Source organism: Streptomyces cavernae (assembly GCF_004023625.1).
In the GTDB taxonomy this organism is placed as follows: Bacteria; Actinomycetota; Actinomycetes; order Streptomycetales; family Streptomycetaceae; genus Streptomyces; species Streptomyces cavernae.
In genome coordinates this window covers 68,541-83,889 of sequence record NZ_RPDJ01000023.1, presented here as the reverse complement: position 1 = coordinate 83,889, position 15,349 = coordinate 68,541, and the positions used below count along the sequence as shown (strand labels likewise).

Sequence of the window (15,349 nt, the reverse complement as noted above, 5' to 3'; positions counted from 1 at the left end):
ACGGGAGCACACCATGACCCTCGCCACCGCCAAGCGGACGGACACCTCACTCGGACCCGACGACAGCACGACCGGACCCGGCACCCCCGGAACTCCGCTGCCACGCCTCACCGTCATCGGCACCGGCTACCTGGGCGCCACCCACGCCATCTGCATGGCCGTCCTCGGCTACGAGGTCCTCGGCGTCGACGTCGACCCCGACAAGATCGAGCGGCTCGGCTCCGGCAGCGTCCCCTTCTTCGAGCCGGGCCTGCCCGAACTGCTGGCCAAGGCGCTGGACTCCGGACGGCTCCGCTTCACCACCGACTTCGCCGAGGCCGGCGCATTCGGCGACGTCCACTTCATCTGCGTCGGCACGCCCCAGCAGCAGGGCTCCGACGCGGCGGACCTGCGCTACGTCGACAGCGCGGTGAGCGAACTCGCACGGCATCTGTACCGCCGCACGCTGGTGGTGGGCAAATCGACCGTGCCGGTGGGTACGGCGACCCGGCTGACCGAACTGGTGCAGCGTCTCGCCCCCGCCGGAACGGACGTCGAACTCGCCTGGAACCCCGAGTTCCTGCGCGAGGGCTACGCCGTGGACGACACCCTGCACCCCGACCGGCTGGTCTTCGGCACCGAGTCGGCCTGGGCCGAGGAGCGGCTGCGGGCGGCGTTCGCCCCCGTCATCGCCCGCGACACCCCGGTGGTGGTCACCGACCTGAAGACCGCCGAACTGGTCAAGGTCGCCGCCAACTCCTTCCTCGCCACCAAGATCTCCTACATCAACGCGATGGCGGAGATCTGCGAGGCGACCGGCGCCGACGTCACCGGCCTGGCCGAGGCCCTCTCCTACGACGACCGGATCGGCGGCCGTTTCCTCAAGCCGGGCCTCGGCTTCGGCGGCGGCTGCCTGCCCAAGGACATACGTGCCTTCAGCCACCGCGCCGAGGAACTGGGCGTCGGCCAGGCCGTCGCCTTCCTGCGCGAGGTGGACGCCATCAACAAACGCCGCCGGGCCCGCACCGTCGACCTCGTTCGCGAGCTCGTCGGCGGCGACCTCTCCGGCGCCCGGGTCACGGCACTGGGCGCCGCCTTCAAGCCCAACTCCGACGACATCCGTGACGCACCCGCCCTGGACGTGGCCCGAACCCTCCAGCAGGCGGGAGCCTCCGTCACGGTCGTGGACCCGGCCGCCACGGAGAACGCCCGCCGCGCCTTCCCCGAACTCACCTACGGGCCGGACGCCATGACAGCCGCCACCGGCGCGGACGTGGTGGTCCTGCTCACCGAATGGACCCAGTTCCGCGAGATCGACCCGCACGCCATGGGCGCCGTGGTCACCCACCGCCGCATCGTCGACGGCCGCCACGCCCTGGACCCGGCCCAGTGGCGCGCCGCCGGCTGGGAGTACCGGGCGCTCGGACGGCCTTGAGACATCCCCCAGGTGGCCGGCCGCCGGTGCAACACCAGCCGACGGAACGGCGGATTCCCGCCGAGGCACACGGGGCCTGAGGGCGGCGCGAAGCGACGCTCGCTGCGGCGCGAAGAAGGGGCCGGGAGGTTTCCTCAACCTGCCGGCCCCTTCACGCACGGGGTGCGCACACGCGGACGCGCTAGTCCTGCGGCCGCTTCGGGCGCCAGACCACGAGCGCGCTCGTCTGCTGGACGTCCTGGTACGGGACCAGGTCACGCCGGTACGAGGCGTGCACCGCCGCCTCGCGGGCCTGCATCGCCGCCGCGGCGCCGTCCAGGGCCGCTTCCAGCTCCGCGACGCGGGACTGGAGGGCGACCACCTGGTTCTCCAGTTCGATGATGCGCTTGATGCCGGCCAGGTTGATGCCCTCGTCCTGCGACAACTGCTGCACCTGGCGGAGCAGTTCGATGTCGCGGGCCGAGTAACGGCGGCCCCGGCCGGCGGTGCGGTCGGGAGAGACCAGGCCCAGACGGTCGTACTGGCGCAGGGTCTGCGGATGCAGACCGGAGAGCTGGGCAGCCACCGAGATGACGTACACCGGCGTCTCTTCGGTCAGTTCGTAGGGGTTACGCCGTCGGCCGACTCCATCCATGGCGTCCTCATGCTCCCTTCGCGGCCTGGAAAAGCTCCGCCCGCGGATCCTCGTCCGCGGTCGCCTCGCGGTACGCCTCGAGCGCGTCACGCGCCTTGCCCGTCACGTCCTTGGGCACCGCGACCTCCACGGTGACCAGCAGGTCCCCGCGGGTGCCGTCCTTGCGGACCGCGCCCTTGCCTCGGGCCCGCATCGTCTGGCCGTTCGGTGTGCCCGGGGGCAGCTTGAGCGTCACCGGAGGGCCGCCGAGGGTGGGGACGCGGATCTCGCCGCCGAGTGCGGCCTCCGCGAACGTCACCGGGACGGTCACCGTGAGGTTGTCGCCCCTGCGGCCGAAGACCGGGTGCGGGTGGACGTGCACGGTCACGTACAGGTCGCCCGCCGGGCCGCCCCGTTCGCCCGGCGCACCCTTGCCGCGCAGACGGATGCGCTGGCCGTCGGACACCCCGGCGGGAATGCGCACCTGCATGGTCCGCGACGACTTCGCCCGGCCGCTGCCCTTGCAGATATCGCACGGGTTCTCCGCGATGAGGCCGCGGCCCTTGCAGTCGGTGCAGGGGTCGGTGAGCGAGAAGCTGCCGCTGCCGCCGCGCGAGACCTGACCGGTACCGACGCACGTCGGGCACACCCGCGGGGTGCCGTTGGCGTCGCCCGTGCCGGAGCATGCCTTGCAGGGGGACTGCGAGGTCATCCGCAACGGGACCGTCGCACCGTCCACCGCCTCGGTGAAGCTCAGCGTCACCTCGGTGTCGATGTCCTGGCCGCGCCGCGGCTGGGTCCGCGTACCGGTGCCGGCGCCACCGCGGTTGAACAGGCCCCCGAAGACGTCACCGAGTCCGCCGCCGAAGCCGCCCGCACCGCCCCCGCCCGGGGCGCCGCCGAAGAGGTCACCCAGGTCGAAGTTGAACGATCCGCCTCCGGCGCCGGGGCCGGGCCGGAACCCGCCATTGCCGAAGAGGGCGCGCGCCTCGTCGTACTCCTTGCGCTTCTTGGGGTCGCCGAGGACGTCGTTCGCCTCGGAGATCTCCTTGAAGCGCTCCTCCGCCTTGGCGTTGCCCTTGTTGGCGTCCGGGTGGAACTCGCGGGCGAGCTTCCGGTACGCCTTCTTGATCTCGGCCTCTGTGGCGTCCTTGGGGACGCCGAGGACCTTGTAGTAGTCCTTCTCGATGAAGTCCTTGGTACTCATCCTCGACGTCCCTCCTTCCGTACGTCTCCCACGTCAGCCCTCGTCCGGGCCACCGCTCTCCTGCTCCTCCGAGGCCTCCGCAGCGGCATCGTCGGCCTTGACCGTCTGCGCCCCGGGCTGGGGTTCCGCCACGGCGACCCGCGCGGGGCGGATGGTGCGCTCGCCGAACCGATACCCAGGCTGGAGAATCGCGACGCACGTCGTCTCGGTGACGTCCGGCGCGTAACTGTGCATCAGGGCCTCGTGGATCGTCGGGTCGAAGGGCTCGCCCTCCTTGCCGAACTGCTGCAGACCCATCTTGGCCGCGACCGTCTCGAGCGACTCGGCCACCGACTTGAAGCCGCCGACCAGTTCGCCGTGGTCACGAGCCCGGCCGATGTCGTCGAGCACGGGCAGGAGCTCGGTCAGGAGGTTCGCGATGGCGATCTCCTTGACCGCGATCCGGTCGCGATCGACCCGTCGGCGGTAGTTCTGGTACTCGGCCTGCAGCCGCTGCAGGTCCATCGTGCGCTCGCCGAGCGCGGTGCGTACCTGGTCCAGCTGGGCCGTCAGACCCGCCACCTGTGCCGCGTCCCCGGCCGGGGCCGCCCCCTGCTGGGGGGCGGCCTGCGGCTCGGCGTCGTCGGACGTGCCGCCGGAGGGGACGTCGGGCTGCTGCGGCTGAGCCTGCTGCGGCTGCTGCTCGTCGAAGCCCGGGGTCTCCTCCGTCACGCGGCACCGTCCTTCCGGTCCTCGTCGACGATCTCGGCGTCGACGACGTCGTCGTCAGCGGCCTTGGCCTGACCCGCGCCGGCGTCACCGGCACCGCCCGCGGCCTGCGCGGCCTGGGCGTCGGCGTACAGCGCCTGGCCCAGCTTCTGCGAGACGGCGGCGACCTTCTCGGTGGCGGTGCGGATCTCGGCGGTGTCCTCGCCCTTGAGCTGCTCCTTCAGCTCGGCGACGGCCGTCTCGACCTCGGTCTTGACGTCGGCCGGGACCTTGTCCTCGTTGTCCTTGAGGAACTTCTCCGTCTGGTAGACGAGCTGCTCGCCCTGGTTGCGGGTCTCGGCGGCCTCGCGGCGGCGGTGGTCCTCCTCCGCGTACTGCTCGGCCTCCTGGCGCATCCGGTCGACCTCGTCCTTCGGCAGCGAGGAGCCGCCGGTGACGGTCATCTTCTGCTCCTTGCCCGTGCCCAGGTCCTTCGCGGTCACGTGCATGATGCCGTTGGCGTCGATGTCGAAGGAGACCTCGATCTGCGGGACGCCGCGCGGCGCCGGCGGCAGACCGGTGAGCTCGAACATCCCGAGCTTCTTGTTGTAGGCCGCGATCTCGCGCTCGCCCTGGTAGACCTGGATCTGCACCGACGGCTGGTTGTCCTCGGCCGTCGTGAAGATCTCCGACCGCTTGGTCGGGATGGTCGTGTTGCGTTCGATCAGCTTGGTCATGATGCCGCCCTTGGTCTCGATACCGAGGGACAGCGGGGTCACGTCGAGGAGCAGGACGTCCTTGACCTCACCCTTGAGGACACCGGCCTGGAGCGAGGCGCCGATGGCGACGACCTCGTCCGGGTTCACGCCCTTGTTGGCCTCCTTGCCGCCGGTCAGCTCCTTCACGAGCTCGGCGACGGCGGGCATACGGGTCGAGCCACCGACGAGAACGACGTGGTCGATCTCGCTCAGCTGGATGCCGGCGTCCTTGATGACGTTGTGGAACGGGGTCTTGCAGCGCTCCAGCAGGTCCGCGGTCAGCTGCTGGAACTGCGCGCGGGTCAGCTTCTCGTCGAGGTGCAGGGGGCCCTCGGCGGAGGCGGTGATGTAGGGCAGGTTGATCGAGGTCTCGGTGGACGAGGACAGCTCGATCTTGGCCTTCTCCGCGGCCTCACGCAGACGCTGGAGCGCCATCTTGTCCTTGGCGAGGTCCACGCCGTGACCGGTCTTGAACTGCTGCACCAGGTAGTCGACGACGCGCTGGTCCCAGTCGTCACCACCGAGGTGGTTGTCGCCGTTGGTGGCCTTCACCTCGACGACGCCGTCGCCGATCTCCAGGAGGGACACGTCGAAGGTGCCGCCACCGAGGTCGAAGACGAGGATGGTCTGGTCGTCCTTGTCGAGGCCGTACGCCAGGGCCGCGGCGGTAGGCTCGTTGACGATACGCAGAACGTTGAGACCCGCGATCTCGCCGGCCTCCTTGGTGGCCTGACGCTCGGAGTCGTTGAAGTACGCCGGGACGGTGATCACCGCGTCGGTGACCTTCTCGCCCAGGTAGGACTCGGCGTCCCGCTTCAGCTTCTGCAGGATGAAGGCGGAGATCTGCTGCGGGTTGAACGGCTTGCCGTCCAGCTCGATCTTCCAGTCGGTGCCCATGTGGCGCTTCACGGACCGGATGGTCCGGTCCACGTTGGTGACCGCCTGGCGCTTGGCGACCTCGCCGACGAGCACCTCACCGTTCTTGGCGAAGGCGACGACGGACGGCGTGGTCCTGGCGCCCTCGGCGTTGGTGATGACGGTGGGCTCGCCGCCCTCCAGAACGCTGACGACGGAGTTAGTCGTGCCCAGGTCGATGCCGACCGCACGTGCCATTTCGATTCCTCCAGCTGACTTGAGTGGAACGGACTCAAGTGTGCACGACGGCTCCCCCGGGGTCAACAGACCTGAGTCGGAGGGGCTCAACTTTTATATGAAGCTTACGGGCATGAGCCCGCCCCACCAGGCGATCAAGCCACCCACCCCCGTCAACAACCACGGAGTCCTCCGCCCCCGGCGCCCCTACCCTTCCCGCCCCCGGGGCTGCGGTCGGGCTCCTGCCGGGAGGCGGGCTCGGGGCTTGAGGGCTGGGCCGGGGGATGGGAGGTGGGCTCAGGGCTCGGGCCCACCCCCAGGCGGGGGGACCGGGGCGCAGCCCCCAAGATGGGATGGGTAGGGGCGGCGGGGGCGAGACAACCCTCGGGACTCAGGTTCACCTCAGCGACGCATATCACCGCCCACCTGGCTACAGTGCGCGTCAAGATGTGGGTAGTCTCAGACGGACTGCATAAGTTACCGCTTAGTAATCCCCTCGCAGGCCCGAGGAGCCCCCAAATGCAACTCGCCGCGATCGTCGTGTCGCTGGTCCTGACCGTGGTCGGCGTCGCTCTGCTCGCGCGCGCCATCGGCCAGTTCGTCCGGCACTTCAAACTCGGCCAGCCCGTCCCCGCCGGGAGCCGGACCGACAATCCCTACCAGCGCAGTGTCACGCTGGTCAGGGAGTTCCTCGGTCACACGCGCATGAACCGGTGGGGGATCGTAGGCTTCGCGCACTGGTTCGTCGCGATCGGCTTCCTGACGCTCCCGCCGACCCTGGCCCAGGCCTACGGCCAGCTCTTCCAGGCCGACTGGACGCTCCCCGTCATCGGCGGCTTCCTGCCGTTCGAGATGTACATCGAGTTCATCGGCGTGATGACCGTCCTGGGCATCGCCGTGCTCATGGTGATCCGGCTGCTCAATCTGCCCTCCCGGGCCGGCCGCAAGTCCCGCTTCGCCGGCTCCACGGCCTGGCAGGCGTACTTCGTCGAGTACGTGATCCTCACCATCGGCCTGGCGATCTACGTGCTGCGCGGCCTCGAGGGCGCGATCCACCACGTCGAGACGTACGAGGCCGCGTACTTCGCCTCGTACCCGCTCGTCCTCGCCTTCAAGGGCCTGAGCGTCACCACGCTGCAGAACCTGCTCTACTTCACCGCGATGGTGAAGATCAGCGTCTCCCTGATCTGGATGATCACGGTGAGCCTGAACACCAGCATGGGTGTCGCCTGGCACCGCTTCCTCGCCTTCCCCAACATCTGGTTCAAGCGCAACGCGACCGGCGAGACCGCCCTGGGCGCACTGCAGCCGATGACCTCCGGCGGCAAGCCGATCGACTTCGAGGACCCGGGCGACGACGACGTCTTCGGTGTCTCCCAGATCGAGCACTTCTCCTGGAAGGGCCTGCTGGACTTCTCCACCTGCACCGAGTGCGGCCGCTGCCAGTCGCAGTGCCCGGCCTGGAACACCGGCAAGCCGCTCTCCCCGAAGCTGCTCATCATGTCGCTGCGCGACCACGCGCACGCCAAGGCCCCCTACCTGCTCGCCGGCGGCGGCAAGACCATGGAGGGCGAGGAGAAGGCGTCCGAGGAGCAGCTCAAGGACGTCCCGGCCGCGGCGCTCGCCGAGGCCGAGCGGCCGCTGATCGGCACGCTGGAGGAGAACGGCGTCATCGACCCGGACGTGCTGTGGTCCTGCACCACCTGCGGCGCCTGCGTCGAGCAGTGCCCCGTCGACATCGAGCACGTCGACCACATCGTCGACATGCGCCGCTACCAGGTCATGATCGAGTCCGCCTTCCCCAGCGAGGCCGGCACGATGCTGAAGAACCTGGAGAAGAAGGGCAACCCCTGGGGCCTGGCCAAGAAGCAGCGGCTGGAGTGGACCAAGGAGGTCGACTTCGAGATCCCCGTCGTCGGCAAGGACATCGAGGACCTCTCCGAGGTCGACTACCTGTACTGGGTCGGCTGCGCGGGCGCCCTGGAGGACCGGGCCAAGAAGACCACCAAGGCCTTCGCGGAGCTGCTGCACATCGCGGGCGTCAAGTTCGCGATCATGGGCGGCGACGAGAAGTGCACCGGCGACTCCGCCCGCCGTCTCGGCAACGAGCCCCTCTTCCAGGAGCTCGGCATGGAGAACGTCGCGGCGCTGAACATGGCCTTCGGGGAAGACGACGAGGACGAGTCGACCAAGAAGCCCAAGTCGGCGAAGAAGATCGTCGCCACCTGCCCGCACTGCCTCAACACGCTCGGCAACGAGTACCCGCAGCTCGGCGGCGACTACGAGGTCATCCACCACACCCAGCTTCTCCAGCACCTCGTCGACGAGGGCAAGCTGATCCCGGTCACCCCGGTCGAGGGCATCATCACCTACCACGACCCCTGCTACCTGGGCCGCCACAACAAGATCTACACGCCGCCGCGCGAGATCATCGGCAAGGTCCCGGGTCTCAGGAACGAGGAGATGCACCGCCACAAGGAGCGCGGCTTCTGCTGCGGCGCCGGTGGTGCCCGGATGTGGATGGAGGAGCGGATCGGCAAGCGCATCAACAACGAGCGTGTCGACGAGGCGCTCAGCCTCAACCCGGACATCGTCTCCACCGCCTGCCCGTTCTGCCTCGTCATGCTGACCGATTCAGTCAACGGCAAGAAGAACGACGGCAAGGCCAAGGAGTCCATCCAGGTCGTGGACGTGGCCCAGCTGCTGCTCGAATCGGTGAAGACACCCGTCGAGGAGGCGGCGGAGCCCCCGGCGGGCGAGGCGGAGACCGACAACGAGCCGGAGTCCACTCCGGTGAAGTAGCCGTCCCTTGACATGACATCGGCGTGTGACCCCCGGGCCCGCACGGGGGTCACACGCCTTTACCGAGCCATGCGTCTTTACAGAGCCATGCGTCTTTACGGAGCCATGCGCCCTTACAGAGCCATATGGCCGGGTCGTTGCGAGGTCATACGTCGTCGAACGGCTCCGCGTAGGCGAAGGTCCCGCGCACGGCGGGGTCGTACGCGGTCAGCGTGCGCACCTGGAAGTGCTCGCCCCAGGACGCGTCCGGCGGGTGGATGCCGAACTCGGTACTGGTCCGGAAGCCGAAGCGGCCGTAAAAGGCGGGGCTGCCCAGCAGGGCGACGAAGGGCTCGCCGAGGGCGTCCGCGGCGCCGAGCACGCTGTGCACCAGGGCCTGGCCCACGCCGTTCCCCTGGCGGTCGGGCCGGACACCGATCGGCCCGAGGCCCAGGGCCGGCACCTCGTCGATGCGGCCACGCGTACACACGACGTGCCCGACGACCTCGTCCTTCTCGTCGACCGCCACGAGGGACAGCTCCGGCAGCCAGCCGTCACACACTCGCAGCGCGTCCAGCAGGACGGCCTCCACGGGATCCGGGGTGTCCGGTTTGGCGAAGGCGGCCGCGATGACCGCGCGCACGTCGGCTACGTCGGTGGGGCTTTCGCGTCGAATGAGCATCGGGCCAGTGTGGGCGGCGAGGGCGGGGCACCGCAAAGACGTTTACGGGCCCGGGCAGCAAGCAGCGGAGCCCCGGAGAGGCCGCGCCGCCCGCGCGACCCGTTTCGCCCGCCCCCTCTGGGTACTCGGTCCCGCGGACTGAGGAGGTGCCCCGATGGAACCCGGCACCAGGACCACCAGAACAGAGAGCCATCCCGTGGTTGAGGAACGTGCACGTAAGGACGCCCCGCTTGTCACCCGGTGGCCTCGCGGTGAGGACTCCGGCGAACCGGATGCTCCCGAACCGGAGAGCAATATCGTTCGGGGAACGGACTGATCCCGCCGCCCATGGACGACATGAACGACATACGGTTGTCGCCCCGCGAGCGGATCATCCTGAGGGACATCGAAAGCGCGCTTCGGCGCGACCGCCGCCTCGTCCGGGCCATGCGCCCGCCGCGCCCTTCCCACCCACCGCGCCGCCCGCGCCCACCGCGCCATCCCTCCCGGCTGTCTGTCGTCGTGGCACTGCTGGCGATGGTCTCGATCCTGCTGATCGTCGTCGGCATCCGCACATCGGAGGCCGGCGTGATCTGGGCCTTCGCCGCCCTGTGGCCGCTCACCCTGGTGCTGGCGTTCCGGCTGCTGTGCCGCTGGACACGGCATGGCGAGGTCCCCTGAACGGGCCAACGGAGTCCGCTGAACGAGCGAGTGACGCCCTCCTGAGCGAGGATCTGTGCGGGGGCGGTCAACGACCCGGACCGCACGCGTCGACCACCAGGACGGTACTGCGATGAACCCCGACAGAACGCTCGCGAGCAGCGCCATTACCAGTCACTCGGTGTTCGGCGCCCCGTGCTGGGTCAGCCTGACGGCCCGCGACCAGGACAGTGCCGAGGACTTCTACGCGGCGGTGCTCGGCTGGAAGTGGCGTTCGGCCCGGCTGGGCGACCGGTTCCGGATCGCCTACGCCGATGACGTACCGGTGGCCGGGATCGCGGCGGTGGCGTCCATGTGGCAGGTGGCCGTCGCGTGGACGCCCTACTTCGCGGTGGCCAGCGCCGACGAGGCCGCCTCCCGCACCCGGGAACGCGGCGGGACCACGGCCGTCGGCCCGATCGCCTTCCCGCCCGGGCGGGCGGCACTGCTCGCCGACCGGGACGGCGCGGTGTTCGGGATTTGGGAGGGGCAGTTGGTGCTCGGCTGGGAGGGCTGGCGCCAGGAGGCCCCGGCCTTCGTCAAGCTGCACACCCGCAACGCCTTCGACGCCGCCATCTTCTATGCCGAGGTGCTGGACTGGGCGAGCGCCAAACAAGGCTGCTGCGACGTCGCCTACGACGGGGACGAGGTGGTGCTGCGCAGCGGCGAGGACGTGGTGGCGCGCATCAGCTCGGGTGCCTTGGAGGCGGCGCCCGATCCGACGATCCGCCCGCACTGGCAGATCCATTTCCGCGTTCCGGACGTCCAGGCGTGCATACGCACGGCCGAGGCCCATGGCGGCACGGTGCTGCGCGCCGACCCCAACGCACCGGAGGCCGTGCTGGCCGATCCGGACGGGGCGCAGTTCACGGTATCGGCTCGCTGACCTGTGACCCAGCGGGTCGGCAAGGGATGTGACGCTGCGTGATCGCAGTGTTCCACGTGAAACATCGGCGGAGCGGCCCGCCGAAAGGGTGACCCCGGCGGCCGTCGGGCGCGTCCGCTCCGCCTGGCCGGACCGGGTCGCGGACGATCCGCGCATGCTGCCTGGATTCCTCGACAGGGCACTCGACCTGTTGCTCGGCCGGGAAGGCCGTTCGCTGCATGTGAAGGCGGCGGGCGGCGCGACCGTCGTGCTCGTGGTGGTGTCGCTGCTCGGCTCGTACGCCGTCGTCCACGCCGAACACGGGGCGCCCGGTGCCAATCTGACGACGTATCCGAGGGCCCTGTGGTGGTCGGTCGAGACCGCCACCACCGTCGGCTACGGCGACTTTTACCCGGTGACGCTGTGGGGCCGGATCATCGGGTCCGTGGTGATGGTCCTCGGCATCACCACCTACGGCATGGTGACCGCGGCCCTCGCGACCTGGTTCGTCGGCCGCGAACAACGGCGCCGCCACCGCCTGCACCACGCCTACGACGAGACGGCCCGCGCTCTGCACGAACGCTTCGACCGGCTGGAGCGGATGCTGGAGCGCAAGGGAGCGGAGTGATCTACGACGAGGCCGGGATTCGAGTTGTCCGCGAAGAAGCCGGGATCCGAGTGATCACGACGAAGCCGGGGTCCAAGTGATCAGGACGAAGCCGGGACCTCGGCGGGTCCCGGCTTCGTGTTGTTGCGGACAAGGCTTCAGTGGCGGACCTTCGCCTTGCTGACCGCTGCCACGCCCACTGCCGCCAGGGCGATCTGGATGAGCCATTCGATCCAGTCGACGCCGTCTGTGTCGGAAACGTCCAGGCCCGATGCGAGGGCGCTTCCGATGAGTGCGGCGATGATGCCGATCGCGATCGTCCAGAGGATCCCGATGCGCTGACGGCCCGGGACCACGAGTCGGCCGAGGGCACCGATCACGATGCCGATGATGATGGCGCTGATGATGCCTGAAATCTCCATGGCGGGCCTCTCACCCATTCACCCATCTGCTGTTGGGTGCACCCATCTGCTGTTGAATGACGGGTTCCCCCAATTTGTCCTGACAGTCCCGAGACCCGGCGGGCCGCGACGGGTCCGGTCAGCCCGCCAGCAGACCGCGGATGGCCTTGGTGACCTCGTCCGGCGCCTCCTCCGCCATGAAGTGACCACAGGAGACCGTGGTGTGACGGAGGTCGGGTGCCCAGGCCGACCAGATCGCGGCGGCGTCGAAGCCGAGGGCCGCGCCCCAGTCCTGCTGGAGAACGGCGACCGGCATCCGGAGCCGACGGCCCGCGGCGCGGTCCGCCTCGTCGTGTTCGATGTCGGGGCCGGCCGAGGCCCGGTAGTCGGCGACGATCGACGGCACCGCGGACCGGCAGGCTTCGAGGTACGCGGCGCGGACGTCCGCCGGGATCGCCGACGGTTCCTGCGCCCAGAGGTCGAGGAAGTGACCGAAGAACGCGTCCGGCGCCGCACCGATCAACTCTTCGGGCAAGCCCGGCGGCTGCGCCATCAAGTAGAGGTGGAAACCGACCGCCGCGGTGACGCCGTGCATCACCTCCCACATGTCGAGCGTGGGCAGCACATCGAGCGAGGCGAGGTGCGTGACGGCGTCCGGGTGGTCGAGTCCGGTCCGGAAGGCCACCAGTGCGCCCCGGTCGTGGCCGGCCAGCGCGAACCGCTCGTGACCGAGCCCGCGGGCGAGCGCCACGACGTCGGCGGCCATGGTGCGCTTGGTGTACGCCGTCCCACCGGCGTCGTCCGGCTTGTCGCTGGCGCCGTAGCCGCGCAGGTCGGGGCAGATCACCGTGTGGTCCCGGGCCAGTTCGGCGGCGACATGACGCCACATGAGGTGGGTCTGCGGGAAGCCGTGCAGCAGGACGACGGGACTGCCGGAGCCCCCCACGGCGACGTGGAGCGCGACGTCGTCGGCGACGGGAACGCGCTGGTACTCGAAGCCAGGGATGGTCGGTGACATGGGTGTGCCTCTCTTCGCGCCCGGGGGGCTCTTCGAATTGCCGCGGTGCCGCGCGGTGGACCCGCGCGGTGGACGGTGCCTCGTCTCGCCGTCGGGGCCGCCGGACACCGCGAGCCTGCCGGGCGCGAATCAGCGGGCGGTCAGCACGTACGGTGGCGGCGCGGACGACGAGGGGGCGCTGGGACGACGAGGGGGCGCCGGACGGCGAGAGGATGCAGGGACGACGAGAGGCCTGTCCTCGGGGGAGGGCGCGGGGACGGCGAGAGGCCGGAACGGCGAGAGGGTGCGGGGACGGCGAGGGGGTGCTGGGAATGGTCGCGTTCGGCGTGCTCGGGCCCGTGGTGGCCGAGCGGGACGGTGTCGGGCTGGTGTTGAAGGGGCCGAGGCACCGGGCCGTGCTGGCCAGGCTGATCGTGGCCCGCCGCCGCGTCGTACCCGTGGCTCGCCTCGTCGATGACCTGTGGGAGGACCCGCCGGCCGGAGCGGTGGGCGCCGTGCAGACCTTCGTCGGCGCGCTCCGCCGGGCCCTTGAACCCGAGCGCCCGCCCCGCGCCCCGGCCCGGCTGCTGGTCACCGACGGCCCGGGGTACGTGCTGCGGGCGGAGCCCGACGCGGTGGACGCCTGGCGTTTCGAGACCGCCGTCGCCGAAGCCGCGGGGTTGCCCGCCGAGGCGGCGCTGCAGCGGCTGGACCGGGCGCTCGGTATGTGGCGGGGGCCCGCGTACGCCGAGTTCGCGGACGAGGACTGGCCCCGAGCCGAACGTTCCCGCCTCGCCGAACTACGGCTTCAGGCAGTGGAGGGGCGGGCCTCGGCCCGGCTGGCGCTCGGTCTCGCCGCCGCCGCGGTGCCCGACCTGGAGGCCCACCTCACCGAGCACCCCTGGCGCGAGGAGGCCTGGCGGCTGCTCGCGCTGGCGCTGTACCGGACGGACCGTCAGGCGGACGCCCTCGCCGTACTGCGCCGTGCCCGGACCGCCCTCACCGACGGGCTGGGCCTGGACCCCGGGCCGCGCCTGCGCCGCCTGGAGACGGCCATCCTCCGGCAGGACCCGGACCTCGACCCCGGCCCCCCGTCAGAGCCGGCCCCTCCCGGCCGCACGCCCCGGCCGACCGGCAAACCACGACCGACCGGCCCCGGCTCCGCCACCACCCGGCTGTGGACAGAGGCGACGGCCGCCTACGACCACACCGTCGCCGCCGGGTCGCGGGCGCGGATCGAGGCGACGGTCGGCCTGATCCGCAATCTCGCGGTGACCGGCGGCGGCGGTCTGGAGGCGGCGCGTGTGCACCGTATGGAGGCCATCACCGTGGCGGAGGAGTCAGGCGACACCGAGTTGGTCGCCCGGGTCATCGGCGCCTACGACGTCCCCGCCATCTGGACCCGCAGCGATGATCCCGAACTGGCCCGGCGCATCGTGAACGCCGCCGAACGGGCCCTCGCCGCGCTGCCCGGCGATCCCTCCTGCGATGCCGCCCGCTGCCGGCTGCTCGCCACGGTCGCCCTGGAGATGCGCGGCACCCGGGCGGCGCGCGGTCCGCAGGCGGCCCGGGCGGCGGAGGGGATCGCGCGCCGACTGGACGACCCGGCGCTGCTGGCGTTCGCGCTCAACGGCAGGTTCATGCAGTCCTGCACCCGTGCGGGCCGCGCCGCCGAGCGGGACGCGATCGGCGCCGAACTGATCGGCCTCGCCGCACGCCACGACCTCGTGACGTACGAGGTGCTCGGTCACCTCATCCGGATGCAGGCCCGCGGCGCGCTCGACGACTTCTCCACGGCGGACACCCATGCAGCCGCAGCGGACCGCCTCGCCGAGCGCCATGAACTGCCGCTCGTGGGCGTCTTCACCGAGTGGTACGGGGCGCTGCGGCTGGCGGCGGCGGGTCGGCGCGAGTGCGCCGGGGCCGCGTACCGGACGGCCGCGGCGCGTCTGGACGGCGCAGGGATGCCGGGCTTGTCGCAGGGACTCCTGCCGCTGGCGCTGCTGAGCCTGGACCTGGCGTGCGACGGCGAACCGGGCGACGCCGCGGAACCGGGCGACGCCATGGAACCGGGCGGCGCCCCGGAACCGGGGACGGCGAAGGAGACGGCGAAGGCTGCGGAGACGGAGGAGGCAACAGCGCGGGCGGAGGCGGACTGGGGCCCGTACCGCCCTTGGGCCGAACCCCTCCTCCTGCTCCGCTCGGGCCGTGGCACCGCGGCACGCGAGGCGCTGGCCGCCGTGCCGGAAGCCCCGGCGGACCTGCTGTACGAGGCCCTGACCTGTCTGGAGGCGTCCGCGGCCGTGCGGCTCGGGGAGCGTGGTGCGCTGGAACGGGCGCGTGCTCGGCTGGCGCCGGCGGCGGGTGAAATCGGGGGTGCGGGCAGTGGGTTGCTCACCGTGGGCCCGGTGACGCGTCACCTGCGCGCCGTCGAAGCCGCGCTCGCCGCCGGTTGACCACCCGAGCAAACGCAGGCGGCTTCCGCGTCGGCTGATGCCGCCGCACAGCAGAGGGCCCGCCCCCGGAGTCACCGTTCCGGGGGCGGGCCCTCACCCGTGTACCACCGT

Annotated in this window: 13 protein-coding genes; 6 read left to right on the top strand and 7 right to left on the bottom strand. The window is 70.8% G+C overall.

Annotated elements, in window-relative coordinates; genetic code table 11:
- The first annotated feature begins 13 nt into the window (after positions 1-13).
- Positions 14-1,414 (top strand): UDP-glucose dehydrogenase family protein, encoded by a 1,401-nt coding sequence (locus tag EF387_RS29965; protein ID WP_128379762.1) that lies wholly within the window; start codon positions 14-16, stop codon positions 1,412-1,414.
- A 181-nt stretch (positions 1,415-1,595) separates the two neighbouring features.
- Here the strand turns inward: EF387_RS29965 and EF387_RS29960 are convergent, their stop codons facing one another.
- The 4 genes from EF387_RS29960 to dnaK are packed head-to-tail and all read right to left on the bottom strand — an operon-like array spanning position 1,596 to position 5,792.
- Positions 1,596-2,048, bottom strand: a complete 453-nt coding sequence (locus EF387_RS29960) for a heat shock protein transcriptional repressor HspR (RefSeq protein WP_128379761.1) — start codon at positions 2,046-2,048, stop codon at positions 1,596-1,598.
- Between the two features lie 7 nt (positions 2,049-2,055).
- Positions 2,056-3,234, bottom strand: a complete 1,179-nt coding sequence (dnaJ, locus tag EF387_RS29955; RefSeq protein ID WP_128379760.1) for a molecular chaperone DnaJ — start codon at positions 3,232-3,234, stop codon at positions 2,056-2,058.
- A 33-nt stretch (positions 3,235-3,267) separates the two neighbouring features.
- Entirely contained in the window at positions 3,268-3,945 is a 678-nt protein-coding gene (gene grpE / locus EF387_RS29950) for a nucleotide exchange factor GrpE (RefSeq protein WP_128379759.1), read from the bottom strand.
- Positions 3,942-5,792: a molecular chaperone DnaK gene (gene dnaK, locus EF387_RS29945; RefSeq protein WP_128379758.1), complete on the bottom strand. Its 1,851-nt coding sequence runs from the start codon at positions 5,790-5,792 to the stop codon at positions 3,942-3,944. Before dnaK ends, grpE begins: the two co-directional genes overlap by 4 nt.
- 498 nt (positions 5,793-6,290) lie before the next feature.
- Between dnaK and EF387_RS29940 the strand changes: the two genes are divergently transcribed.
- Positions 6,291-8,573, top strand: coding sequence for a (Fe-S)-binding protein (locus tag EF387_RS29940; RefSeq protein WP_128379757.1), 2,283 nt, complete (start codon positions 6,291-6,293; stop codon positions 8,571-8,573).
- A gap of 145 nt (positions 8,574-8,718) precedes the next feature.
- On the opposite strand, the gene EF387_RS29935 is transcribed toward EF387_RS29940, so the two are convergent.
- Complete coding sequence (locus tag EF387_RS29935) at positions 8,719-9,234, bottom strand: GNAT family N-acetyltransferase (RefSeq protein WP_128379756.1); 516 nt, start codon at positions 9,232-9,234, stop codon at positions 8,719-8,721.
- Positions 9,235-9,561: 327 nt separating this feature from the next.
- Between EF387_RS29935 and EF387_RS29930 the strand changes: the two genes are divergently transcribed.
- The 3 genes from EF387_RS29930 to EF387_RS29920 all read left to right on the top strand — a co-directional run bounded on the left by EF387_RS29930 (position 9,562) and on the right by EF387_RS29920 (position 11,405).
- Positions 9,562-9,894 carry a DUF3040 domain-containing protein gene (locus tag EF387_RS29930; RefSeq protein ID WP_238431780.1) on the top strand — a complete coding sequence of 111 codons (333 nt, stop codon included), beginning with the start codon at positions 9,562-9,564 and terminating at the stop codon, positions 9,892-9,894.
- A gap of 112 nt (positions 9,895-10,006) precedes the next feature.
- Positions 10,007-10,798, top strand: coding sequence for a VOC family protein (locus EF387_RS29925; RefSeq protein WP_128379755.1), 792 nt, complete (start codon positions 10,007-10,009; stop codon positions 10,796-10,798).
- Between the two features lie 154 nt (positions 10,799-10,952).
- Positions 10,953-11,405, top strand: coding sequence for a potassium channel family protein (locus EF387_RS29920; protein WP_128379754.1), 453 nt, complete (start codon positions 10,953-10,955; stop codon positions 11,403-11,405).
- A gap of 137 nt (positions 11,406-11,542) precedes the next feature.
- On the opposite strand, the gene EF387_RS29915 is transcribed toward EF387_RS29920, so the two are convergent.
- Positions 11,543-11,806 carry a GlsB/YeaQ/YmgE family stress response membrane protein gene (locus EF387_RS29915; protein WP_128379753.1) on the bottom strand — a complete coding sequence of 88 codons (264 nt, stop codon included), beginning with the start codon at positions 11,804-11,806 and terminating at the stop codon, positions 11,543-11,545.
- A gap of 118 nt (positions 11,807-11,924) precedes the next feature.
- Positions 11,925-12,803, bottom strand: coding sequence for an alpha/beta fold hydrolase (locus tag EF387_RS29910; RefSeq protein WP_128379752.1), 879 nt, complete (start codon positions 12,801-12,803; stop codon positions 11,925-11,927).
- Between the two features lie 311 nt (positions 12,804-13,114).
- On the opposite strand from EF387_RS29910, the gene EF387_RS29905 reads away from it, so the two are divergent.
- Positions 13,115-15,238 (top strand): AfsR/SARP family transcriptional regulator, encoded by a 2,124-nt coding sequence (locus EF387_RS29905; RefSeq protein WP_202918409.1) that lies wholly within the window; start codon positions 13,115-13,117, stop codon positions 15,236-15,238.
- Positions 15,239-15,349 lie beyond the last annotated feature (111 nt).

Bases quoted from the DNA above. Each gene is read 5' to 3' on its own strand.
- EF387_RS29965 (WP_128379762.1), top strand. From the start codon at position 14: ATGACCCTCGCCACCGCCAAGCGGACGGACACCTCACTCGGACCCGAC.
- EF387_RS29960 (WP_128379761.1), bottom strand. From the start codon at position 2,048: ATGGATGGAGTCGGCCGACGGCGTAACCCCTACGAACTGACCGAAGAG.
- dnaJ (WP_128379760.1), bottom strand. From the start codon at position 3,234: ATGAGTACCAAGGACTTCATCGAGAAGGACTACTACAAGGTCCTCGGC.
- dnaK (WP_128379758.1), bottom strand. From the start codon at position 5,792: ATGGCACGTGCGGTCGGCATCGACCTGGGCACGACTAACTCCGTCGTC.
- EF387_RS29940 (WP_128379757.1), top strand. From the start codon at position 6,291: ATGCAACTCGCCGCGATCGTCGTGTCGCTGGTCCTGACCGTGGTCGGC.
- EF387_RS29935 (WP_128379756.1), bottom strand. From the start codon at position 9,234: ATGCTCATTCGACGCGAAAGCCCCACCGACGTAGCCGACGTGCGCGCG.
- EF387_RS29930 (WP_238431780.1), top strand. From the start codon at position 9,562: ATGGACGACATGAACGACATACGGTTGTCGCCCCGCGAGCGGATCATC.
- EF387_RS29925 (WP_128379755.1), top strand. From the start codon at position 10,007: ATGAACCCCGACAGAACGCTCGCGAGCAGCGCCATTACCAGTCACTCG.
- EF387_RS29920 (WP_128379754.1), top strand. From the start codon at position 10,953: ATGCTGCCTGGATTCCTCGACAGGGCACTCGACCTGTTGCTCGGCCGG.
- EF387_RS29915 (WP_128379753.1), bottom strand. From the start codon at position 11,806: ATGGAGATTTCAGGCATCATCAGCGCCATCATCATCGGCATCGTGATC.
- EF387_RS29910 (WP_128379752.1), bottom strand. From the start codon at position 12,803: ATGTCACCGACCATCCCTGGCTTCGAGTACCAGCGCGTTCCCGTCGCC.
- EF387_RS29905 (WP_202918409.1), top strand. From the start codon at position 13,115: ATGGTCGCGTTCGGCGTGCTCGGGCCCGTGGTGGCCGAGCGGGACGGT.